The following is a 21,625-nucleotide window of genomic DNA, read 5'->3' on the forward strand; positions in this document are numbered from 1 at the left end:
TCACGTTGGTTTTATGGTCGCGACGGCCGCGACGGTCGTCAAGGGGCGGCGTCTTTCCAGGCGGCCGCCTCCTCGCCGTCCACCCGCAAAGTCAAACACTTGGCGCTGCCGCCCGACTTGATGAACTCGGAAAGGTCCAGCGTTCGCGTGGCATATCCCAGCCTCTGGAGATCCGCCGCCAGTCCCGGCGCTCCCTGGTTGAGAACGACCGTCCGGCCCACCACGACTGCGTTGCAGCTAAAGCTCTGGGCCTCCTCGGCGCGGACCTCCACGAGCGTCGGGATGCGTTCGCGAATCACCGCGCGGCCGTATTCGTCGAAGGCTCCCGGATAGTAGATCGCCGCGTCGGGGGCGATCGGGCAGAAGCAGGTGTCGAGGTGATAGTAGCGCGGGTCGACCAACTCCATCGGCAGGACCTCCACCCCAAGCCGCTCGCCGACCCACTGGTGGCTCCTCACGTCGCTGCGGAAGCGATAGCCCGCGAAGAGGGTGTCGCCGCAGAAGAGGGCGTCCCCGGCCCCCTCGAAGTTCATCCCCTCGGGCGTCTCGATGATCTCGAAGCCTCGCGAACGGGCCCAGGCCTCGAAATGAGGCGTTTCCCCCTGCCTCACGCCGAACCGAAACCGCGACGGGATGAACAGATCACGGAAGACGACCCCGGCGTTGGCCGTGAAGACCAAATCGGGCAATCCCTTCACCGGCGTCATCAGGTCGACGTCGACTCCCAAATCGACCAGCGTCCGCTCCAGGGCTTGCCACTGGGCGGCGGCGCGTGCGGGATCGCTGCCGTGCTCGACGCTCATCCACGGGTTGATCTCGTACTCGATCCCGAAATAATCGGGCGGGCACATCAGGATCCGAGGCTGGGACGACTTCGCAACGGTCACGACGGGGCCCTCTCGGTGGTCAGCTCCGCGGCCAGCGAGCGGAGGAACGGCTCGACGTCGGTCACGATCCCGATCGTCTGGAACGACCCGCGATCGGCCAGCTTCGTGACTGTGGCCGGGTTGATGTCCACGCAGACGACCTTCACCCACGCCGGCAGCAGGTTGCCGGTGGCGATCGAGTGCAGGGCCGTCGCAATGCAGAGCGCGAAGCCCACATCCTTCACCGCCTCGCGCATCCGGTCCTGGGCCACGAGAACGTCGGTGATTACGTCGGGCAGGGGGCCGTCGTCGCGGATCGAGCCGGCCAGCACGAAGTCGACCCCTTTGCGGACGCACTCGTACATGATCCCCGAGGTCACAACCCCCTTCTCAACGGCCGCCTTAAGACTCCCCAGCCGACGGACTGTGTTGATCGCCCGTAGATGATGCTCGTGGCCGTGCTCGATCGATTCCCCCTTCGCAATCGAGACGCCCAGGCTCGTGCCGAAGAGGGATTGCTCGACGTCGTGGGTCGCCAGGGCGTTGCCCGCGAAGAGGGTTTGGATCCAGCCTTCACGGACGAGCTTTGAGACGTGCGGCACCGACCCTGTGTGGACGATCGCCGGCCCGCCGACCAGCAGCACCTTCTTGCCGGCCTCGCGAGTCGCCCGGATGCCGTCGGCGACGCCTTGGAGGCTGACCGCCTTGGGTTTTTCGCTGGAGACGTTCGAGGACATGAAGCCGAAGAGCGACGTCTCCCGCGGCCGTTCCTCGGGGAGCACCCGGACTCCGGCGTGGCCGACGACGATCGGGTCGCCGACCTTCACGTGGACCATCGGAATGCACCGCGCCGAGCCGACGACCGCGTCCAGGAGGATGCCGCAGTCCATCTCCTGATCGTCCACGTCGATCCAGCGCCCCTTCACGCGAACCTGGGTGCGCTGGTTGGTCGTGCTGTAGAAGTCCTCCGGGAAGGCCGTCGCCACGTCGGCGGGAACGACGCGCGCGTCCGCCGGATGCAGCGGCGAGGCCCCGTGCTCGACGAGGTCGCCGATGATCTCGGCCACCGCTTCGGGCGTGTCGGCCCGAACGGCGATTCGCGCATAGCTTGGGTCCGACCGACGAGCGCCGATCTTGCACTCGTGGATCTCGAACGTTCCCCCCATCTGGAGGATCCGGTCGAGGATCTTCGGGAGCAGGAGCGAATCGACGATGTGCCCCCGGACCTCGATCTCGTCGACGGCCCCGGTCTTCTTCTCGGCGTTCGACATGGCCTCGGCTCCGCGGAAGTTACTTCGAACCCTCGGAAACTCCCAATCGATTGCCTCGTGGACTCAGAAGTCCCCTCTCCCCCCGGGAGAGGGCAGCCGCGCAGCGGCGGGTGAGGGTTGTGGGCGTTCGGAGGGCGTGTTGGACGCAGGTGATCAAAAACCCTGTCGCTATGCCTACAGGTCCGATGACCCTCACCCGGCCCTTCGGGCCACCCTCTCCCGGCGGGAGAGGGGACCTGGGAGGGCTCCGCCCACCTCGGAATCCTCACTCCCCCAATCGATCCAGCGCCTGCTCCAAATCCGACCGAAGATCCCGCACGTCCTCAATCCCCACGCTCAGTCGGACAAGCCCGTCGTCCACGCCGCGCGCAGCGCGCACTTCGGCCGGGATGCTGGCGTGGGTCATGGTCGCCGGGTGCGAGATCAAGGACTCTACGCCCCCCAGGCTCTCGGCCAGGCTGAACAGTCGGGTGGAGGTCAACAGTTTCCGCGCCGCGGGCCCGCCCCCCTGGAGCCGGATGCTGATCATGCCTCCGTACCCGTTCATCTGCCGGCCCGCCAGGGAGTGGCCGAGGTGCTTGAACAGGCCCGGATAGTAGACGCGTTCGATCTCCCGCCGCGACTCCAGCCAGGACGCCAGCTCGATGGCGTTGGCGTTGTGCCGCTCCATGCGGACGGCCAGCGTTTTCAGACCCCGAAGCGTCAGCCAGGCGTCGAACGGGCCAGGGACGCCGCCGGCCGCGTTCTGGTAGAACTTGATCGGCTCCAGCAGATTTTTCGGCCCCATGACGGCCCCGCCGACGACATCGGAGTGGCCGCCGATGTATTTGGTCGTGCTGTGGACGACGAGATCGGCCCCGAACCGAATCGGCTGCTGGATGTAGGGCGAGGCGAACGTGTTGTCCACCGCCAAAATCGCCCCCGCCTCATGGGCCACCCGCGCGACGCCTTCGATGTCCAGAATCTGGAGCAGCGGGTTCGTGGGAGTCTCGATCCAGATCATCCGCGTCTTCGAGGTCGTCAGCGACTTGAACGCGTCGGGTGCGGAATCCTCCGTGTATCGCGGGATAATCCCCATCGGCCGGCAGACGCGTTCCAGCAGGCGATAGGTGCCCCCGTAGAGGTCGGCTGAGGCGACGATCTCATCGCCGGGCCGAAGCGTCGAGAGAACTGCCGTTGAGGCGGCCAGGCCCGAAGCAAACGCCAACGCCTGCTCGGCCCCTTCGAGCGAGGCCAGGCAGGTTTCAAGCGCCGCGCGGGTCGGGTTGCCGCTGCGGGAGTACTCGTATCCCTTGTGGCTGCCCGGGGCCTCCTGGGTGAACGTGGAGGTCGCGTAGATCGGCACAACCGTCGCGCCGGTGGTCGGGTCGGCCTCCTGGCCGACGTGGATGGCCCTGGTGGCAAAGCCCAAAGTCGTCTTGGTCGATTCCTGGCTCATCGGACGAGGCTCCGTCAGGGCTTGCCGTTGCGGTTCCAGTATTGAACGAGGTCGATCCGCGTGACGATGTCCACGACCGCCCCCTCGGCGACGGCCAGAACCCCCGTGTTGCCGGCGAGCAGCAGACGATACGCCTCGTCGAGATTCGTCGACACGTCGAGTTGGGGCAGGGGACGGGCCATCACCTCGCCCACCTTGACTTTCGAAGGGTCCCGGCGATCGTGGAGAATCCGGGCGACGGTCACCTCCTGGATGCTTCCGACCGCCACGCCGTGGCTCACGACCGGCAGTTGCGAGATCCCCGCCTGCTGCATGGCGTCGACGGCCTCGCGCACGGTGGTCTCAGGCGCGACAGCGGTCAGCGTCCGAGGGCCGCGGTGGCGGAGCAGGTCGCCGATCGAATCCCGAGGCGCTTCCTCCCAGGCCAGGCCGGCTTCCGTCAGCCACTGGTCGTCAAAGAACTTGCTGAGGTAGTTACGTCCGGTGTCCGGGCAAAGTGCGACGACCAGGTCGTCGGCCGTCAGTCGGCGGGCGTACCGCAGGGCCGCCGCGACGGCCGTGCCGCTGGAGCCGCCGACGAGCATCCCCTCCTTGCGGGCGAGTTGCCGGGCGACGTGGAAGGCCTCAGCATCTCCCACGCGGACCCACTCGTCGACGACATGGCTGTTGAGCGTCTTGGGGACGAAGTCCTCGCCGATCCCTTCCACCTTCCACGGCTTCGGCGAGTCGCCCGAGAGGACCGAGCCCTCGGGGTCGGCCCCAACGATCCGGATGTCGGGGTTCTTCTCCTTGAGATACTTGCCGACGCCGGAGATCGTTCCGCCGGTCCCCGCGCCGGCGACGAACGCGGTGATCCGGCCGCCGCTCTGCTCCCAGATCTCGGGCCCGGTGGTCCGGTAGTGGACGTCCGGGTTGGCGAGATTCGCGAACTGGTTGGGACGCCAGGCGTCGGGGATCTCGCGGGCCAGCCGGTCGGCGACGCCGTTGTAACTCTCCGGCGAGTCGGGCGGGACGGCCGTCGGGGTGACGACGATCTCCGCCCCATAGGCGGTCAGCAGACGGATCTTCTCCGCGCTCATCTTGTCCGGCAGGACGAAGATGCAGCGGTATCCCTTGACTGCCCCGGCCATCGCCAGACCGACGCCCGTGTTGCCGGCGGTCGCCTCGATGATCGTCCCGCCCGGCCGGAGGTTCCCACGCCGTTCGGCCTCCTCGATCATCGCCAGGCCGACGCGATCCTTGATGCTGCCGCCGGGGTTCAACGATTCCAGTTTGACCGCGACCGTCGCCGCCAGCCCCTCGGCGAGCCTGCGCAACGGAACGAGCGGCGTCCGACCGACGAAATCCAGGATACTTCCCTGCATGGTGGTCCCTCCTGAGCCCGCCCACCGATCCAGGGCCGCGGCGTCGCGACCGCACCTATCGGCATTCTAGCACCCACCACGAATTCGGCGAGGCCGAGACCGGGCGATCGGCCTTCTGTCACAACTGTCGAGTTGCAAGTTTTGGATCTCGACCCAGACTCCAGGTTTTGGGAATGCATCTGGGGAGGTTCCGTAGATCCCCCGCCACTCTGGAAGACCTCGCCCACATCAAAGGCAAGGCCGAGTTAATCGACGGTCGGATCGTCTACCTTCCGCTCGCCTGCCACGGGTCAGGTAGGACGACGAGACGAATCCTCCACAGCCCTGGCGACCATGCCGACGCCGAGCCCGCCGTCCCAGGCTGGCGCATGGACGTGGACCATATCTTCGCCTGATTGATCAGGACCGGCTCCAGCGAGCGCCTCCTCAAATCTCATGTTCTCGACGTACGGCCGCCCTGTCACCACCTCGCGGAAGCCGCCGAAAAACGCCTGCCAACCGACGCATCAGGTCGAAAAAAGCTCGATCTCAGCACCGAGAATGTCGCTTTACAGCGACATGATTGATTTTTTGATTCCTAAATGTGACTTCCTTAGTCACCATATTCATCTATGGATTGGCGGACGACGTGACTGTCGGTTAGTCTCGCGATCCTACTCATGACTGAACAGTTTTTTCTAACGCGCCCTCTCCATCCCGAAGTTGCATCGAGGTCGAGCTTCGGGCTTCCATGTCGACGAAGAATCGATGCCGTTGGACGCGATAGGTCGGCGACGAAGACAGACGCCAACCAGGAGAAACGCGGCCTTCTTCTTTCGGCCGCGGCGTTCAGCGGGTCTCCCCGCAGCCCCATTAGATTGGACCGACAACGCCCTAGGTCGACCCAGGAGTTCCCCTTTCCATGCAGTTCATCCACCAGATCATCCGCCCGTGGATTAGACATGAACTCCCAGGATGGGGAAAACTCTACAGCAGGTTTATCGAGGGTCCGCGTTACCGCGAGCGGTGGGGTGAGGAAGGCCGTCGCATAATTCGGGGCAAGCTGCACGGATATACGATGGAGCTTGACCTGGGCCAGTGGTCTGATCGGCTGACTTACTTCCTGGGCCGCTTCTACGATCAGGAGATGCAGCTTCTGGCGATCGGCGTACTTCAGCCCGGCGACCGATTCGTCGACGTCGGTGCGAACGTCGGCATGGTCTCACTGCTCGCAGCCAGCCGCGTGGGCGCGACCGGCCTTGTAGACTCCGTCGAGCCCAACCCCACCTGCGTCGAACGACTCCGGTCGGCCGTCGATCGAAACCACATCTCTCATCTCCACGTCCATCCCTGCGCAGCCGCCGACGTCGAGACCGAGATGACCCTGTTCATCCCCAAGTTCAGCGGCGAGGAGGCGAGCCTCGCTGCATTCGACGTCGCGGAGAACGACGATCGATACGAACGCGTCTGCGTTAAGGTCCGGCCCGTTGAAGCGATGCTGGCGCACGACCCGAGACCGCCGATCCTGGTCAAAATCGACGTCGAGGGCTATGAATGCTCGGCCGTCCGCGGAATGGCCGACATGCTCCGCCAGGCGAGGCCCCTCGTGGCTACCGAGATCGCCGCGGATCATCTTGGACGGGCGGGTTGCACGCCCGCCGATCTCATCAGCCTGATGAAAAGTCTGGGCTACACGGGCTGGACGATCGGCTCTCAACGCGCCGGGATCGAGCGGGAGTTCAATCTCACCACCATCGATCCGTCCGCGACCTTCTACAACGCCCTCTGGATCCCCACCGGCGGTCCCGGACTGGCCCGCTTCAATGAGAGCTTCCCCGATCTCGCCCGCCGAATCGGAACCGTCCCTCCCGTTCCCGCCGACTCCTTCGCCAGACCTCGCACGTCGCCCCAAGGATCGGTCTCTCAACTGAATTGACCGCCGATCGCGAGAATCGGCCCCCCGTCAGCCTGCGAGAACCGCAGCGGCGTTCCCGCAGGCTATCGGCGCGCGCTCTGAAAACCGCCCACAGTCTCGCAGAATCGTTACGACCGACCCCGCCGCTTCCGACGACTCGACTAGATTCCCGTTCCGTCCCCCTGAATTGGGAATCCGGGACCATGGTCTCTTCAGACAGGACTCTCGGCGGCCGTTCGCTCAGAGTCGGTCGACGGAAGAGCCGGTCGGAAGCGTGCGTGGTGAGAAATGGTCGGACGAACCCATTCCCGGAAGACCGCTTTCGACCCTAGAGCGTTGAGGACAAATGGGTTGCGTCGAACGGGTTCGATCCGCCTGCTCGACGAAGGAAGCCATTTCGAAGTGACGACGGCCGGCGACCTTCAAGAGACCGCCGGCCGCCGGGGATGTCGATCGGGGGTCGGGTCAGGGGGCGGCGTGGATCGTCGCGGTGAGGTCGAGCGGGGGCTCGCCGGGGACGTCGGTGGAGACGCGGAAGATGCGCCGGAGGTCGCCGCGGGTGGTTCCGTCCTCAGGCTTGTAGGCGACGGTCAGGATGTGCATGGTCTTGCGCTGGCCGTCGAGCGGGGCGACCGAGAAGCCGTCGCCGGCTCCGTCGACCGCCGTGATGGCGAACGGCTGAGACGACCGGATGATGAACTTGCCCTGCTTGGCCTCGGCCGAGGTCGCCTCGCCCATCGCCAGCAGCGAGGGGGACGCGGTCAGGTCGCCGCGGACCCAGCCGGTGACCATCACGGGGATGCTGCGGGTCTCGCGGTCGTTGCTCAGAAGCTGGATCTCGTCCCGGAGCGGCCCGGCGGGGGCGTCGGGCTTGATGCCGACGTCCAGTCGGTACTGCACCGCGCCGGAGGGCTCGCGCTTGGTCTCAACGAGTTGGGCGGTGATCGCCCGGCTGGCGGAGACCATCCGCTCGAACCGCCAATTCGCCCCGTTGATCCGGTCGATCGTGATCGACTGGGTCGCCGACTGACCCTTCACCACGGTGCCGAAGTCGACGGAGCCTGGATTCAGGACGATGTCGGCCAGGATGTGCGAGGTGACGTGCAACCGGACCTCAGCCTCGCGCCCGCTGGCCGTGACGAGGGTCACGAACAGGATCGTGGACTTCTCGCCCAGGAAATTGCGGGTGTCCATCTGGGCCTCGACGGTCGCCGACTGGCCCGGGTTGACCACCGACGCGCTCGCCTGGCCGCTGGTGCAGCCGCACGAGGGACGAAGGTTCAGAATCGTCACCGGCTCGCCCATCCGGTTGATCAGCGTGAACTCGTGCTTGACCTTCGCGCCGCGCGGGACCGGGCCGAAGTGGTGCGAACGCTCGACGAAGAGGGAGTCCGCCCAGTTCGCCGCGTGGACCGTCGCCGGCCCGACCAGCCATACCGCCAGGCAGCCCGTCAGGGCCGCGATCATCCTGCGCCGAGTCATCGTCGCCTCCTGCGATCCCTTCTCTCCACGAATCGACCGAGGGCGCTGCATCCTGTCCCTCGCGACACCCACCTTATCGGCCGGTTCCACCCGTTCCATCCATCGTGCGACGTACCGCCGTCGCACCATTTTCTCCAGACCTCCGCATCATGACGAATAATCGGCCTGTAGCGATCGACCGGGTCGTCTGGCAATCCTTGTCGCCTTCTTCATGAAGCCGTCTTACGATGAGACCCCGTCGGCGCGAAGTGCGACCGACGGGGCCGCCGCGACCCAGGATCCCACCCCATGCCCCCCGCCGAAAAGCCTCGCCCCCCATTGCCGGCCGACGCATTGAGTTTGCCGGCCCGGTTTTACGTCGACGAGGCTCATTACGCGGCCGAACTGGAGCGGCTGTTTCTGGCCCGCTGGTTCTACGCCGGCCGCGAGGCGGAAATCCCGCGCCGGGGGGAATACGTCCTCCGCGAGGTGGGCGATGAGAGTCTGATCGTGACCCGGTCGGACGACGCCCGCATCCGGGCCTTCTTCAACGTCTGCCGGCATCGAGGGACCCGACTCTGCGAGGCCCCCGCGGGGAGTTTCGGCGGGGCGATCCGATGCCCCTACCACGCCTGGGCCTACGACCTTTCGGGCCGACTCCTTGGCGCTCCCACGATGGAGCAATGCCCCGACTTCCGGGCCGAGGACTACCCGCTCATCGAGGCCCGCACGACCGTCTGGGACGGCCACATCTTCCTGAGCCTCGCCGACGACCCGCCGCCGCTCGGCGAGAGGCTCGGGATGCTCGTGGACAAGTTCCAGCCCTGGAAGATGGCCGAGATGGTGCTGGCCGAGCGGGTCGTGTACGAGGTCGCCGCCAACTGGAAGCTCATCATCCAGAACTACTCGGAGTGCCTCCACTGCCCGGGAGTCCACCCGGCGCTCCAGCGGCTCTCCCACTTCCTCAGCGGGGAGAACGTCCAGCCGACGCCCGGGTATCTCGGCGGCAGCATGGAACTACGCGACAAGGTTGAGACCCTCTCACGCGACGGCCGATACGTCGGCGCGTGCGTCCCTGGCCTTGCGCAGAACGACCTGCACCAGGTCCACTACTACGCGATTCTCCCCAACCTGCTCCTCAGCCTGCACCCAGACTACATGATGACCCACCGGCTTACGCCGAAAGGCGCAGGCCGAACGGAGATCGTCTGCGAGTGGCATTTCCGCCCCGAATCGGGCGACTCTCCTGAATTCGATCCTCAGAGCGCCATCGAGTTCTGGGACATGACCAACCGCCAGGACTGGCACGTGTGCGAGCAGATGCAGCTCGGCCTCAAGTCGCGAGCCTACCGCCCGGGACCGTACTCGCCTCGGGAGGATCTCCTGTACGCCTTCGACCGGCTGATCCGAGAGTCGGAGGAGTCGCGATGACGCGGGTCAGCCGTCGCTGCGGATGGCCTCGACGGGGCAGGCCTCGGCGGCCTCGTCGTAGAGTTCGCGCTCCTCGGGGGTCGCTGGGGCGCGAAGGACCTCGCTGCGGCCTTCCTCCTCGTTGCGGACGAAGAGTTGGGGGGCCGTCTCGTGGCAGAGGTCGCAGTCGATGCAGTCTTCGTTGATGTAAAAGGGGCCATGTCGGATCATCGTGGTGCGCCACCAGTTTCAACGGGGATCGTCGTCAAGGGCCGGCTTGTAAGCCACGTCTTCCAGGGATTCGGCCTGAGCCTCCCAGTAGAAGAGAAACAGGACGATGGAGCCGAGAGAGCCGAGGACGCCGAGCAGACTGTCGGCGACCGCTCTGATAATAGGATCGGCCAGAAGTCCCGTATCGTCGAGAAGCCCTCCCACAACGACCGAGACGAGCCCGATGATGAGGATCACGCCGCCGGCCCCCGCGACGATCCGCCAGGCCCTCCCGGCGACGAGCCTCGCGCTGCGGCGCCTGGAGTCAAGGATCGGGGAGTGTTCGAGGACGATCACCTCGTCGACGAGGCAGTAGTAGACGTAAAGGATCAGCGCGGGGATCGCCCCGAGGAGACGAATCACCGGCGGCAGGCCGACCAGGAAAAAGACCACCCCGGCAGACAGGACGAAGAAGGTCGCCACGACGCGCGCCGCGAAGACCCGCCACCAGGCTTCGACGCCCGCACGGGCGACGTCCTGGAATGTCGATCGACGGCCGGACATCCGCTCGGCCAGCAAGACGATCAGGCCGGCGGCCGTGATCGGGCCGAAGAAGAGGTCGACGACGAGCTTCATCGGGATCGAGGCCAGAGGGTCGCCGCCCAGGCCTTCGCGCTCGACGATCAACTCAGCGGCGATGTTCCCGGGAAGGCGAATCATCAGCACGAGCGCGGCGATCACCGGAAGCTGCTCGAAGAGGAGCCGCAGCGCGGTTGCGATCTTCGCGGGCGTCGTGGGGGGGACGGTCAGCGGCTCAAAGCCGCGTCCCTCGACGTCGGCCGGATGGGCGTCCCGGTCGACGAATTCGGCAGGTTCGCCGACGCGTGCGTCGCAATACGGGCACGCGCCGGCGGTCGCCTCAAGTCGATCGCGGGTCAAGAGCGCCCGGCATTTCGGGCACTCCCAGTAGCTCCGCATGGGAAGAAGTCTCGAAGATCAGACGGTCTTGGCCTTGATCCAGGGCATCAGCGCCCGCAGCCGCTTGCCGACCTTTTCCACCGGGTGCTCGCGCTCCTGGCGGCGGAGGGCCTGGAACATCGGCTTGCCGGCCTTGTTCTCCAGGATGAAATCGCGGGCGAACTGGCCGGACTGGATCTCCTTGAGGGCCTTCCGCATGGCGGCGCGGGTGTCCTCGGTGATGATCTGGGGGCCGCGGATGTAGTCGCCGTATTCGGCCGTATTGGAGATGCTGTAGCGCATGTAGTCGAGCCCGCCCTGGTAGATCAGGTCGACGATGAGCTTCAGCTCGTGGACGCACTCGAAGTAGGCGCTTTCCTCCTGGTAGCCGGCCTCGATGAGCGTCTCATAGCCCATCTTCACCAGAGCGCTGAGGCCGCCGCAGAGGACGACCTGCTCGCCGAAGAGGTCGGTCTCGGTTTCCTCGGCGAAGGTGGTGCGGAGCACGCCGGCGCGGGTGCCGCCGATCCCCTTGGCGTAGGCCAGGGCGAGCTTCTCACCTTCGGGAGAGCAGCCCTCGCCGGTGGCGATGAGGCAGGGGACGCCGCCGCCGCGGGCGTACTCGCTGCGGACCAGGTGGCCGGGGCCCTTGGGGGCCACCAGGGCGCTGTCGACCCCCTTGGGAGGGACGACCTGGCCGAAGTGGATGTTGAACCCGTGCGAGCAGAGGAGCAGGTTGCCCGGCTTCAGCTTCGGCTTGATGTCGTTGTTGTAGACTTCGGCCTGGAACTCGTCGGGCAGGAGGATGTTGATCAGGTCGCCCTTCTCGGCCGCCTCGGCCGCCGAGACCGGCTTGAAGCCGTGCTCCACCGCCAGATCATAGTTGGGCGAGCCCGGGCGCTGGCCGACGACCACGTTGCAGCCCGAGTCGCGCAAGTTCTGGGCGTGCGCGTGCCCCTGGCTGCCGTAGCCGATGATCGCCACCGTCTTGTTCTTCAGCAGCGACAGATCGGCGTCCTGGTCGTAGTACATCTGGGCGGGCATCACGTTCTCCTCGGAGGCGTCTTCTGGCTGGGGGTAGGGAGAGAAAAAGCAGGGCAACTCACAGGTCACCGGCAATCAACCGGGTGGCATGGCCACGCTGGCGTGGCCATGGACCGGTGCTGGAAGTTCGACGATCCGTCGCCGATCGCATGCCCACGCGAGCGTGGGCATGGCACCCGTTGCGCGACCCTCGCGAGGAACTCGTTCAGGGTCGCCGGGGGAAACTCAAAGCTCGGAGTGGCCGTGGACCATGGGGGCGGCGTCCTCGACGGGCGTCGGGGCCGGCTCGTCGGGTTCGTCGAAGCGGGGGAGGCCGCGAACGAGAGCGATCCGGCCGGTGCGGGCCAGCTCCAGAATGCCGTACTCGCGGACGGCCTCGACGAACGCCTCGACCTTCTTCTCCTGGCCGGAGATCTCGATCATCAGCGTCTCGGTCGTGACGTCGACGATCCGCCCGCGGAAGATCTGGACGATCGACTGGATCTCGGTCCGGTTGGCGGCGGTGGCCTTGATCTTGATCAGCATCAGGTCGCGCTCGACGAAGTCCTCGCTGGAGATGTCGTGGACCTTGACCACGGTCACGATCTTCTCAAGCTGCTTGCGGACCTGTTCGAGATAGCGCTCGTCGCCGCGGACGACCACGGTGATCCGCGAGAGATCCGGGGCTTCGGTCTCGCCGACGGCGAGGCTGTCGATGTTGAAGCCCCGCGAGGCGAACATGCCCGAGACGTGGGCCAGTACGCCGGGGCGGTTCTGTACGAGGGCGGAGAGGACGTGGCGGTTGCCCCTCGTCTGCGAGGGCTGCTTGGCGGAGGACGTCGAGGTCTGAGCCTTATCGTTTGCCATCACCACTTCCCCAGGGATCGGCGGCCTCGCCGCCGGCTGGCGTCGTCCGGGTCTCGGCGACGCATCGGTTTCGGAAATCTGAAGTCGTACAAGGCCGGACGCGTCAGTGTACCACAACTCGGGCGGTTGCCGACACGTCGACCTAGAACAGAGGCGACCCCGCCCCGCCGGGTTCGGTCCGGCGGGCGGGGTCGGAGGCTTTTCAGCAAGGTCGGGCCGTCCGGACCGTACTCAGTGGCCGGGGATCGAGAAGCCCGGCGGCAGACCGCCGGCGCCGCCCGGGAAGCCGGGAGGCATGGCGCCGCCGGGGGCCGCGGTCTTGGGCTTCAGCGGGACGACCAGCGCCGCACGGTCCAGGTCGACGGAGCGGAAGCTGTCGCCGGGGGTGACGTAGTACCAGGCGGCGAAGCGATCGGTCAGCTCCTGGGCCCGCTTCTTGCCATCGGCGACCTTCTTGTCGTAGTCGGCCTTCTCGCGTTCGGCCTTCAGCTTGGCGGCCTTCTCCTCGGCCGGGTCGGCGGCGATGACCTTGTCGGGAAGCTCGCCCGGGGCCGGGGAGGGATCGGCCAGCGGTTCGGCCTGGGGCGCGGGGATGAGCGCGGGGTCGAAGGCGACGGTGACCATGACGTAGCGGTTGTCGGCCGCGCCGCCGGAGGTCTTCTCGTCCTTCTTGGCGGCGTCCTTCTTCGCCTCGGCGTCGTCGCGCTCGCCGGCCGTCAGCTGGTCGCCGACGCCCAGGGCGACCTCGCCGAAGCGGAGGGTGTAGACCACGCCGTCGTCGCAGTAGGCCCGAACGTCTCCCTGGTTGGACAGGAGCTGGTTGTCCTTGGTCATGTAGAAGCCCTTCCCCTGGAGCGAGGCGAGGGCCTGCGTGGAGATCGTGATGCCGCTGCCGTCGTCCTTCTTGAGATCGCGGGTCAGGCCGGCGGGCTTGGAACGGACGCCGACGATCTTGAGGTCCGACAGAGTGTTCGTCAGGGTCCGCAGCTTGTCGTCGTCAAGCTGCATTCCTTCGGGGAGGCCGCCTACGAGCGTCCAGGGGTCGGTCGCGTTCTTGCGCTCGATATCCAGGACTTCGCCCTTCTGATAGCCCTGTTCGAGGTTGACCTTGTAGTCGTCGAACTCGACCTTGCGGAGCTTGCTGGCGTCCAGGCCCAGGAGGTTGGTCTCGATCCAGTCCGCGAACTTGGTGGAGGGCTCGGCCTTGAGCTTCACGCCGTAGATCCGGTTCTTGCCCGGGACTCGGACGTAATACTCGTCGGTGCGGTCCTTGATCTTGCCGCCGATGATGAAGTCGGCGAGCACCTTTTCCGAGGCGTCCCGCAGAGTGATCCGCTTGCCGCGGCCCTTGAGCGAGGGTGCCTTGGCGTCGAGCGGGTCGACGACCCCCATCTTCTCCTGATCGTCGGGGGCGTCCGACCGGATCGTGTCCTTGGTCAGGTCCATGAGCGCCGCGGCCGTCTTGGAGAGGCGGTCGCGGGCGTCGGCCGGGTAGCCGTAGTGGGACGGGATGACCCACTTGTTGTTCTGGAACTTGACCTGGAACCGCGCGGCCGTGGCCGTGGACGGGTCGTAGTCGACCACGTCCAGATCGGTGCAGGCCAGGGGGTCCTTGAACTCGGGGAAGAACGGCTGGCCCTGGTCGGAGAACGTCTCGGGCCGTGCGGTGTAGTCGCGGGTCGCGATCATCGCCATCCCGGTCAGCACCAGGGCGACGGCCGCGAAAACGGCGGTCTTGCCTGTCTCGGTCATCGTCGGTCGGTCCTCTTCAATTCGTCTGCGTATCTCGTCGTGGACGCTGGGAACGACCTTCGGTCAGGCCATCCGCTTGGGGCTGGCGCCGAGGTTCTCGCGACGGAGGCGGCCCAAAAGCACGAGCAGGCCCAGGATCATCGGCGGGAGCGGCGGGACGAACGCGGCCAGGTAGCGAACCCGGTTCTCGATCGCCCGCGTCTTGCGCTCGGACTCGGCGCGGCCCTCGCGGATCTTGTTCAGCTTCTCGTCCTCGATCTTCTGCTTCTCGACGTCCAGCCGGCGCTGGGCGACGTCCTGGAGATTGGCCAGCATGATCTCCTTGGTCCGCTCGTCGAGGTCGGTCCGAGCCTTGACCTGTTCGACCTGCTTGTCGAACGCCTTCTGGGCGCCCTCAAGCTCGGTCTTGGCGGCGTCCTCGGCGACCTTGGTCTGGGCGTTGAGGTCTTCGAGGAAGTTGGACGTCTGGGCCTCGATCGTCGTCAGCGTCCGGTGCTCGGGCCGCTTGCCGCGAAGCGCGATGAACGACTCGTCGCCGGCCAGCACGTCGACGCAGTTGAGGACGAACGTCACGTTGTCGAAATCGAGGTTCTCGATCTTGCGACGACGGATTTCGAAGAACTGCTCGGAGACCATGTCGAGGTCGGCGATGGCGATGACGTTGATCGTCCCCGGCTTCGCCTCCTTGGCCGCTTCGTCCTTCTTCTCAGCAGGCTCAGCCTTCTTGGAAGGTGCGGCGTCCCCCTTCACTCGGGCGGCCAGGGTGTAGGCCGTATTCGTCGCGAAGTGGCGACGGCGCGGGTTGATGCCGCTGACGCCCATGAAGCCCTGCTGAACGGCCTCGGACCACTCGACCACGCCCCCCTTGGGACTGGTGCGGAGCAGGGGGGTGAACTCCGGCGAGCCGCCGCCGTTGCGCGAGCGGAGCAGGCCGGGGAACAGGGCGACGATCTCCTGGAGACCCGCCGACGCGGCCTGGTCGGGATTGAAGGCGTCCTTCGCGCCGCTCCCCTTGCCGATGAAGACGACCTCCGGGGGCATGTCGGCGAGTTGCGGGTGGGGGTTGTAGCTGTTCCAGACGATCTCAGTCGTCGGCCATTCGACGTTGATCAGCTCCAGGAGTTCCTTGAGGTCCCCCTTGGGCTCGGGAGGCTGGCCGCCGCCGAACGGCCCGCCGGCTGGCTGGCGAGGAACCTCGGGGGCGATCTGCGGGTTGTCGACGGGGAACGGATCCATCAGCAGCAAGGTCGCGCCGCCGGCCTTGACGAAGGCCGTCAGGTTGTCGATCTGCGGCTGGGTCAGCGACGACGGTTGGGCGACCAGCAAGACGCCCAGGTCGGTCGCGATCGGCGCGTCGGGCGAAACCGAGCTGACCTCGTACTGCTTCTTCAACTCGGTGACGATCGACCACTCGGGCGACTGACCGAAGCTCCGCTGGTCGAAGCCCCCCATCAGCTTGGCGTCGGTCGAGAGGATGCCCACCTTCTTGCGGGCGCTCCGCGAGGCCACCTGGATCGATCGGGTCAGTTCGTACTCCACCGGCAGGCCGCGGTCGAAGAAGGGGATGACCACCTCCTCCAGGCCCGACGTGAAGGCGACGCCCAGGAAGATCTCCGAAGAACTCTGCTTGGCCTGGTCGGCCGAGAAGACCCGCTTAGGCTCGATACCGAACTGCTTCTCCGCGTCGCGGGCGGCCGTCGAGAAGGTCTCGGTCGGGATCAGGTTGAGCTGAATCCGGCCGCCGCTGCGGGCCTGGATCTCGTTCAGGTAGCGGAGCAGGTCGTTCTTGGTCTCCACGTAGTCTCGGGGGACCTCCGGGCTGTAGAAGGCCTGGATCAGAACGGGGCGGTCGGCGGGGATCTTGCGGATCAGCTCGATGGTCTCGGGCGAGAGCGTATTCAGGCCCTCGCTGCTGGCGTCGACGCGCCCCCCGATCAATCGGCCGACCAGCACGTTCGCGCTGAAGAGGGCCAGCAGCAGGCAGAGGAACCGGATAGCTGCATGACCTGCGCGTCCTCGACCAGCCTCGCCGCCCGTCCAGTGGCGACGGCCCAGCAGCAGCATGTTCAGGTAGAGCATCGCCGCCGTAAGGCTGACGAAATAGAAGAGCCCGGAGAGCGGGATCACCCCCTCGCCGAACGGGCTGAACTGCTGCGGGACCGACCAGCCCTCAAGCTGCCGACGGAGGTCGCCGCCGGTGGGCGAGCCCAGGTAGCCGATGAAGATCGGCACGGCGCAGAAGAGGGCCCCCAGGATGAACGCCACCGTCACGTTCGACGACAGCAGCGAGGCCACCATCCCCACCGCGATCAGCAGCGCCCCCATCAGCCAGTAGCCCAGGTAGGTGGAGAACATCACCCCCATGTCGGGCCTTCCCAGGTACCAGAGCACCAGCAGGTGGCTCATCGAGAAGAGCAGGGCGACCGTATAAATCCCCAGCGCGGCCAGGTACTTGCCCAGGACGACGTCCAGGTCGTGGGCCGGCAGCGTGAAGAGGAGTTCGTCGGTCCCCTGCCGGCGCTCGTCGGCCCACAGGCTCATGGTGATGGCCGGGATGAAGAAGAGCAGCAGATACGGCATGTACCGGTTGAGCTGATCCAGGTTCGCCAGGTTGTTCGTGAAGAACTCGTCCCGCCAGAAGGCGACGGCCGACGAGATCAGCACGAACAACGTGATGAACACGTAGCCGGCCGGGTTGCTGAAGTAGCTCTGCAGGTTCCGCTTGAAGACGGCCCCGACGACGTGGGGGCGGAACGGGTGGATCGCGGCCCGACCGGATCGGTCGACGTCGGGCGCGGGCTGCTTGCCGGGTTCGGTCTGGAGCGTGGCCACCGCGGGTTTCCTCTTAGTGTTGCGTCGAACGGTCGAAACGAGCGGCGGGGGCGTCGGCGGCTTCGACGCCGGCCCCGGCCAGTGGGCGATGGATGTCGGTCGCTGCGACGGCCGGCCTCAAACGGGCTGGGCCGTCAACTTGTAGAAGGACTCTTCAAGCGAGCCGTTGCGCTTGGCCAGTTCGGCCGGAGCGCCGTCGAAGACGAGCTTGCCGTCGTGGATGAACAGAACGCGGCCGGCGATCGGTTCGACCTCTTGCAGAATGTGGGTCGAGACCAGCACGGTCTTGGTCTTCCCCAGATCGCGGATCAGGGCGCGAACGCCCCGGATCTGGTTGGGGTCGAGGCCGCTGGTGGGCTCGTCGAGGATCAGGACCTCGGGGTCGTGGAGGATCGCCTGGGCCATCGACGTCCGCTGGCGATAGCCCTTGGAGAGCTTGCCGATGGCTTTATGAGCGACGGTCCCCAGTGCGCACTGGTCGACGACCGCATCGAGGCGATCGCGAAGCCTCGCGCTGGACATCCCTCGGGCGGCGCCGAAGAACTTGAGCAGCCCGAGGGGGGTCATGTCGGTGTAGAGCGGGCCGTTCTCGGGGAGATACCCCAGGCGCTCGGCGGCGGCGATCCGATCGGACTGGACGTCGATCCCGGCGATCCGGGCCTCGCCGTGAGTCGGGGCCGTAAAGCCGGTGAGCAGTCGCATGGTGGTCGTCTTGCCCGCGCCGTTGGGGCCGAGGAAGGCAACGACTTGCCCCTTGGGGATCGTGAACGACACGTCGCGGACCGCCAGAAACGACCCGAATTGCTTGCAAAGTCCGTCGGCTTCGATCATGACCGGCGTAGACATGCCGATTCACCCCTCCCAGACCATGGAAAGCGCCGAGGCCGGCCGCTCGACGCGGCCCGGGCCGACGCGGGGCGGCCCGGCGGCCGATCGCGGCCGCCCCCCCTCGGATGTACCTACCCTCGCACTCGCGGACCGCGCGGACGCCGGGCGTCCAGCATCGATACGCGACTCCGGCGGAAGAGGTTCATTATGCGCCGGCCGCCCGGACGACGCAACCGGACGAACCGACCGCCGAAAACTCATAGAAAGCCTTGGATGTCATGATTGACGCGACCCCTCTGTCCGAATAATCTCAAAGTTAGTCACATCGGAAGTCCCGCGTCGTATGAGTTGGATCAAGGAGGAGTGCCGGCCGCCGGCCCGCGTCTCCTCCCGCATCGCGGTTTCGTGCATCTCAAACCCCACGCTCGATCGCTCCAGAACGATCCCCTTGAGGGAGTACCTTTCATGCACTCACGCGATGGAAGGGCCGAGGCCCGGACGTCTCGTCGTACCGTTTCGCGCGCGGCCGCCGCAGCCGTGGGCGTCGTCGTCGTTCTGGCGGCGGGCGCGCTAAGGTCGAACGCCGGCGACGGGCCGACGGACAAGACGCCGGCTGCGTCCAAGTCCTCGCCCGGTTCGGCGAGTTTTCTCGACCCACTGCTTCAGAAGGAGTGGAAGGACGCCGGCCTGAAGCCCGCGCCGGTCGCTCGCGACGAGGAGTTCCTCCGCCGCGTTTACCTCGACATCCTGGGGCGAACCCCCACCGTCGCCGAGGCCCGAGAGTTCCTCTCCGTCAAGGGTGGTCCCGAGAAGCGCAACCGTTTGGTCGACCAGCTTTTGGAGAACGTCGACTATCCCAAGAACATGGCCACCGAATGGTCGATCCTGCTGCTGGGACGCGGCCGCCAGGAGCGAAACGTCGACCGCGCCGCTCTGACGGCGTGGCTTCGGAAGCAGTTCTCGGCGAATCGTCCCTGGAACGAGATCGTCTACGACCTGGTGACGGCCAGCGGGTCGAACAAGGACAACGGCGCGGTCAACTATACGCTCGCCCACCTGGAGAGCGAGGCCGTGCCGTTGACCTCGCGCACCGTCCGCCTCTTCCTGGGCCAGCAACTCCAGTGCGTCCAGTGCCATGACCATCCCCAGAACGACTGGAAGCAGGCCGACTTCTGGGGGATCAACGCCTTCTTCCGCGGCATCAAGCGCGAGGAGAAGCGGATGGTCGACGGCACCGGCCTGGAAAAGGTCGACCACGTCGAGTTGAAAGACGTCCCAACCGAGGGGTTCGCCAAGTTCGACCGCCGGAACGGCATGATGGGGATCGCCTTCCCCAAGTTCATCGACGGCCGGAAGCTTGAGAAGCCGGAGAAGGCCCTGCGGCGGGTGGAACTGGGCAAGCTCATCACCGAACCGACCGGCGACCTGCTCCCCCGCGCCATGGTCAACCGGATGTGGGCCCACTTCATGGGCCGCGGGTTCGTCAACCCGGTCGACGACATCGGCCCCCATAACACGCCCGTGATGCCCGACGTCTTCGACAAGCTGACCCAGGAATTCCATGAGAGCGGCTACGACCTGAAGCAGTTGATCCGCTGGATCACCTCGTCGGCCGCCTATCAGGTTTCGAGCGTCCGTCCCGGCAAGGAGAAGCCCGAGGACGATCTGTTCAGCGTCGCGGCCCTCCGTCCGCTGAGCCCCGAACAGTTGTTCGACTCGCTGCTCACCGCCACCGCCGCCCACAAGACGGGGAGCGGCCGCAACGACGACAAGCGCGACGCCTGGATGCGCCAGTTCCTCTTCACCTTCGGCAACGACGAAGGGGACGAGGCCACGAGCTTCCAGGGGACGATCCCTCAGTCGCTGATGATGATGAACGGCGAGTTGATGCGCGACGCCCTTTCCGGCAAGCCGGGAAGCTTCCTGGCCGACGCCGTCGAGCAGGCCGGACGCCAGCGCAGGCCGTCGGCGTTCATGGTGGACCAGCTCTATCTGGCCGCCCTGAGCCGTCACCCTTCGAACGCCGAGGCCTCAGCGGCCGTACATCATTTAGAGTCATATCCCGACGCGATCCCGTTCCTCCAGGATCTGTTTTGGGCCCTGCTCAACTCGAACGAGTTCATCCTCAACCACTGACACGGTCGTCCCAAAGGAGCCTTCGTCCATGACGCCTCCGATCATCACCCCCCGAGGGATGCACCGTCGCCACTTCCTCGGACACCTTGCGGCCACCACGCTTGGCATCCCCGCGGCGCAGTTCTTCAGCTCGCTGCGGGCCAATGCGGCGGTGGCCAAGAAGAACCAACGAAGCTGCATCGTCCTCTGGATGTCGGGCGGCCCGAGCCACCTGGACATCTGGGACCTGAAACCCGACAGCGAGAAGAACGGCGGCCCCTTCAAGCCGATCGCGACCTCCGCGCCGGGGGTCTCGATCAGCGAGCATATGCCGAAGACCGCCAAGCAGATGCATCACCTGAACGTCATCCGCTCGCTGGACTCCAAGGAGGGGAACCACGAGCGCGGGACGTATCTGATGCACACCGGCTACGTCCCCAACCCGACGGTCGTCCACCCCGGCTGGGGTTCGACGGCCGCCTTCGAGCTGGGGAGCCAGATGGAGGACTTCGACCTCCCCCACTGCGTCTCGATCAACACGCCGGGGCAAGGCGCTGGGTTCCTCGGGATGTCGTACACGCCCTTCATGGTCGGCAACCCGAACGCCCCGATCGCCAACCTGGCCCCGCCGAAGGACGTCGATGAGATGCGGCTGGACCGCCGGCTCCAGATGCTCAGCCGGGTCGAGAACGACTTCATCAAGCAGCGCGGCGCGCAAGCGGCCCAGGATCACAAGGCCGTCTACGCGAAGACGATTCGGATGATGAACTCGAAGTACAAGGACATCTTCAAGCTCGACTCCGAGCCCGACGCCGTTCGAGAAGCCTACGGCAAGGGCCAGTTCGGCTCGGGATGCCTGCTGGCCCGCCGGCTGGTGGAGCAGGGGGTGACCTACGTCGAGGTCGCGATGGGAGGCTGGGACACCCACGCCGACAACTTCGACGCCCTCTCGACGAGGCTCCTGCCGCAGCTCGACCAGGGGATGGCCGCCCTGACCGCCGACCTGGCGAGCCGAGGTTTGCTCGACACCACGACGATCGTCTGGATGGGCGAATTCGGCCGCACGCCGAGGATCAACCAGAACGCCGGCCGCGACCACTGGCCTCGTAGCTGGTCGGTCGTCATGGGCGGCGGCGGCATGAAGGGGGGCCAGGTCATCGGCTCGACCGACAAGGACGGCGTCGACGTCTCCGACCGCCCGGTCGGCGTCATGGACTTGATCGCGACCATGACCAAGTCCATGGGCATCGGCCTCGATACATCCTACACGACCCCTCGCGGTCGGCCGATGCGAGTCGTCGACGGCGGCAAGCCGATCGCCGAACTCATCGGCTGAC

Annotated in this window: 17 protein-coding genes; 5 read left to right on the top strand and 12 right to left on the bottom strand. The window is 66.3% G+C overall.

Annotated elements, in window-relative coordinates; genetic code table 11:
* Nucleotides 1-38: 38 nt before the first annotated feature.
* The 4 genes from G5C50_RS26185 to G5C50_RS26200 all read right to left on the bottom strand — a co-directional run bounded on the left by G5C50_RS26185 (nt 39) and on the right by G5C50_RS26200 (nt 4,939).
* Entirely contained in the window at nt 39-851 is an 813-nt protein-coding gene (locus G5C50_RS26185; RefSeq protein ID WP_165073958.1) for a dimethylarginine dimethylaminohydrolase family protein, read from the bottom strand.
* 32 nt (nt 852-883) lie between these two features.
* Nucleotides 884-2,137: an ornithine cyclodeaminase, nickel-pincer nucleotide-dependent gene (locus tag G5C50_RS26190; protein ID WP_165073932.1), complete on the bottom strand. Its 1,254-nt coding sequence runs from the start codon at nt 2,135-2,137 to the stop codon at nt 884-886.
* A 265-nt stretch (nt 2,138-2,402) separates the two neighbouring features.
* Entirely contained in the window at nt 2,403-3,575 is a 1,173-nt protein-coding gene (locus G5C50_RS26195) for a cystathionine gamma-synthase (protein WP_165073933.1), read from the bottom strand.
* 14 nt (nt 3,576-3,589) lie between these two features.
* Entirely contained in the window at nt 3,590-4,939 is a 1,350-nt protein-coding gene (locus G5C50_RS26200) for a cystathionine beta-synthase (protein WP_165073934.1), read from the bottom strand.
* A 173-nt stretch (nt 4,940-5,112) separates the two neighbouring features.
* On the opposite strand from G5C50_RS26200, the gene G5C50_RS26205 reads away from it, so the two are divergent.
* Together G5C50_RS26205 and G5C50_RS26210 are read left to right on the top strand one after the other, a co-directional pair.
* On the top strand, nt 5,113-5,334 hold the full coding sequence (locus tag G5C50_RS26205) for a hypothetical protein (protein ID WP_165073935.1): 222 nt from the start codon (nt 5,113-5,115) through the stop codon (nt 5,332-5,334).
* A gap of 506 nt (nt 5,335-5,840) precedes the next feature.
* Nucleotides 5,841-6,854: an FkbM family methyltransferase gene (locus G5C50_RS26210; RefSeq protein ID WP_165073936.1), complete on the top strand. Its 1,014-nt coding sequence runs from the start codon at nt 5,841-5,843 to the stop codon at nt 6,852-6,854.
* Nucleotides 6,855-7,298: 444 nt separating this feature from the next.
* On the opposite strand, the gene G5C50_RS26215 is transcribed toward G5C50_RS26210, so the two are convergent.
* A complete protein-coding gene (locus G5C50_RS26215; protein ID WP_165073937.1) occupies nt 7,299-8,315 on the bottom strand; it encodes a DUF1573 domain-containing protein in 1,017 nt (338 codons plus the stop codon).
* Nucleotides 8,316-8,603: 288 nt separating this feature from the next.
* Between G5C50_RS26215 and G5C50_RS26220 the strand changes: the two genes are divergently transcribed.
* Nucleotides 8,604-9,725 (top strand): aromatic ring-hydroxylating oxygenase subunit alpha, encoded by a 1,122-nt coding sequence (locus G5C50_RS26220; RefSeq protein ID WP_165073938.1) that lies wholly within the window; start codon nt 8,604-8,606, stop codon nt 9,723-9,725.
* Nucleotides 9,726-9,731: 6 nt separating this feature from the next.
* Here G5C50_RS26220 and G5C50_RS26225 read toward each other — a convergent pair whose 3' ends face one another.
* The 7 genes from G5C50_RS26225 to G5C50_RS26255 form a co-directional block, all read right to left on the bottom strand.
* Nucleotides 9,732-9,935, bottom strand: coding sequence for a ferredoxin (locus tag G5C50_RS26225; RefSeq protein ID WP_165073939.1), 204 nt, complete (start codon nt 9,933-9,935; stop codon nt 9,732-9,734).
* Between the two features lie 18 nt (nt 9,936-9,953).
* On the bottom strand, nt 9,954-10,892 hold the full coding sequence (locus tag G5C50_RS26230) for a hypothetical protein (protein WP_165073940.1): 939 nt from the start codon (nt 10,890-10,892) through the stop codon (nt 9,954-9,956).
* 18 nt (nt 10,893-10,910) lie between these two features.
* Nucleotides 10,911-11,915, bottom strand: a complete 1,005-nt coding sequence (gene ilvC, locus G5C50_RS26235; RefSeq protein WP_165073941.1) for a ketol-acid reductoisomerase — start codon at nt 11,913-11,915, stop codon at nt 10,911-10,913.
* Nucleotides 11,916-12,140: 225 nt separating this feature from the next.
* On the bottom strand, nt 12,141-12,761 hold the full coding sequence (gene ilvN / locus G5C50_RS26240) for an acetolactate synthase small subunit (RefSeq protein ID WP_165073942.1): 621 nt from the start codon (nt 12,759-12,761) through the stop codon (nt 12,141-12,143).
* 231 nt (nt 12,762-12,992) lie between these two features.
* Nucleotides 12,993-14,513, bottom strand: a complete 1,521-nt coding sequence (locus G5C50_RS26245; RefSeq protein ID WP_165073943.1) for a DUF4340 domain-containing protein — start codon at nt 14,511-14,513, stop codon at nt 12,993-12,995.
* A 63-nt stretch (nt 14,514-14,576) separates the two neighbouring features.
* On the bottom strand, nt 14,577-17,345 hold the full coding sequence (locus G5C50_RS26250; RefSeq protein ID WP_240907370.1) for a Gldg family protein: 2,769 nt from the start codon (nt 17,343-17,345) through the stop codon (nt 14,577-14,579).
* 117 nt (nt 17,346-17,462) lie between these two features.
* Entirely contained in the window at nt 17,463-18,191 is a 729-nt protein-coding gene (locus G5C50_RS26255; RefSeq protein ID WP_165073944.1) for an ABC transporter ATP-binding protein, read from the bottom strand.
* A gap of 447 nt (nt 18,192-18,638) precedes the next feature.
* Here G5C50_RS26255 and G5C50_RS26260 point away from each other — a divergent pair, with 447 nt between their 5' ends.
* Together G5C50_RS26260 and G5C50_RS26265 are read left to right on the top strand one after the other, a co-directional pair.
* A complete protein-coding gene (locus G5C50_RS26260; protein ID WP_165073945.1) occupies nt 18,639-20,309 on the top strand; it encodes a DUF1549 domain-containing protein in 1,671 nt (556 codons plus the stop codon).
* Nucleotides 20,310-20,337: 28 nt separating this feature from the next.
* A complete protein-coding gene (locus G5C50_RS26265) occupies nt 20,338-21,624 on the top strand; it encodes a DUF1501 domain-containing protein (RefSeq protein WP_165073946.1) in 1,287 nt (428 codons plus the stop codon).
* Nucleotide 21,625: the final 1 nt, after the last annotated feature.

It is taken from the genome of Paludisphaera rhizosphaerae (assembly GCF_011065895.1).
In the GTDB taxonomy this organism is placed as follows: Bacteria; Planctomycetota; Planctomycetia; order Isosphaerales; family Isosphaeraceae; genus Paludisphaera; species Paludisphaera rhizosphaerae.

Coding starts and splice junctions, on each gene's coding strand:
- G5C50_RS26260 (WP_165073945.1), top strand. CDS start 18,639: ATGCACTCACGCGATGGAAGGGCCGAGGCCCGGACGTCTCGTCGTACC.
- G5C50_RS26225 (WP_165073939.1), bottom strand. CDS start 9,935: ATGATCCGACATGGCCCCTTTTACATCAACGAAGACTGCATCGACTGC.
- G5C50_RS26205 (WP_165073935.1), top strand. CDS start 5,113: ATGCATCTGGGGAGGTTCCGTAGATCCCCCGCCACTCTGGAAGACCTC.
- ilvC (WP_165073941.1), bottom strand. CDS start 11,915: ATGCCCGCCCAGATGTACTACGACCAGGACGCCGATCTGTCGCTGCTG.
- G5C50_RS26230 (WP_165073940.1), bottom strand. CDS start 10,892: ATGCGGAGCTACTGGGAGTGCCCGAAATGCCGGGCGCTCTTGACCCGC.
- G5C50_RS26265 (WP_165073946.1), top strand. CDS start 20,338: ATGACGCCTCCGATCATCACCCCCCGAGGGATGCACCGTCGCCACTTC.
- ilvN (WP_165073942.1), bottom strand. CDS start 12,761: ATGGCAAACGATAAGGCTCAGACCTCGACGTCCTCCGCCAAGCAGCCC.
- G5C50_RS26200 (WP_165073934.1), bottom strand. CDS start 4,939: ATGCAGGGAAGTATCCTGGATTTCGTCGGTCGGACGCCGCTCGTTCCG.
- G5C50_RS26190 (WP_165073932.1), bottom strand. CDS start 2,137: ATGTCGAACGCCGAGAAGAAGACCGGGGCCGTCGACGAGATCGAGGTC.
- G5C50_RS26195 (WP_165073933.1), bottom strand. CDS start 3,575: ATGAGCCAGGAATCGACCAAGACGACTTTGGGCTTTGCCACCAGGGCC.
- G5C50_RS26245 (WP_165073943.1), bottom strand. CDS start 14,513: ATGACCGAGACAGGCAAGACCGCCGTTTTCGCGGCCGTCGCCCTGGTG.
- G5C50_RS26210 (WP_165073936.1), top strand. CDS start 5,841: ATGCAGTTCATCCACCAGATCATCCGCCCGTGGATTAGACATGAACTC.
- G5C50_RS26220 (WP_165073938.1), top strand. CDS start 8,604: ATGCCCCCCGCCGAAAAGCCTCGCCCCCCATTGCCGGCCGACGCATTG.
- G5C50_RS26185 (WP_165073958.1), bottom strand. CDS start 851: ATGTGCCCGCCCGATTATTTCGGGATCGAGTACGAGATCAACCCGTGG.
- G5C50_RS26255 (WP_165073944.1), bottom strand. CDS start 18,191: ATGTCTACGCCGGTCATGATCGAAGCCGACGGACTTTGCAAGCAATTC.
- G5C50_RS26215 (WP_165073937.1), bottom strand. CDS start 8,315: ATGACTCGGCGCAGGATGATCGCGGCCCTGACGGGCTGCCTGGCGGTA.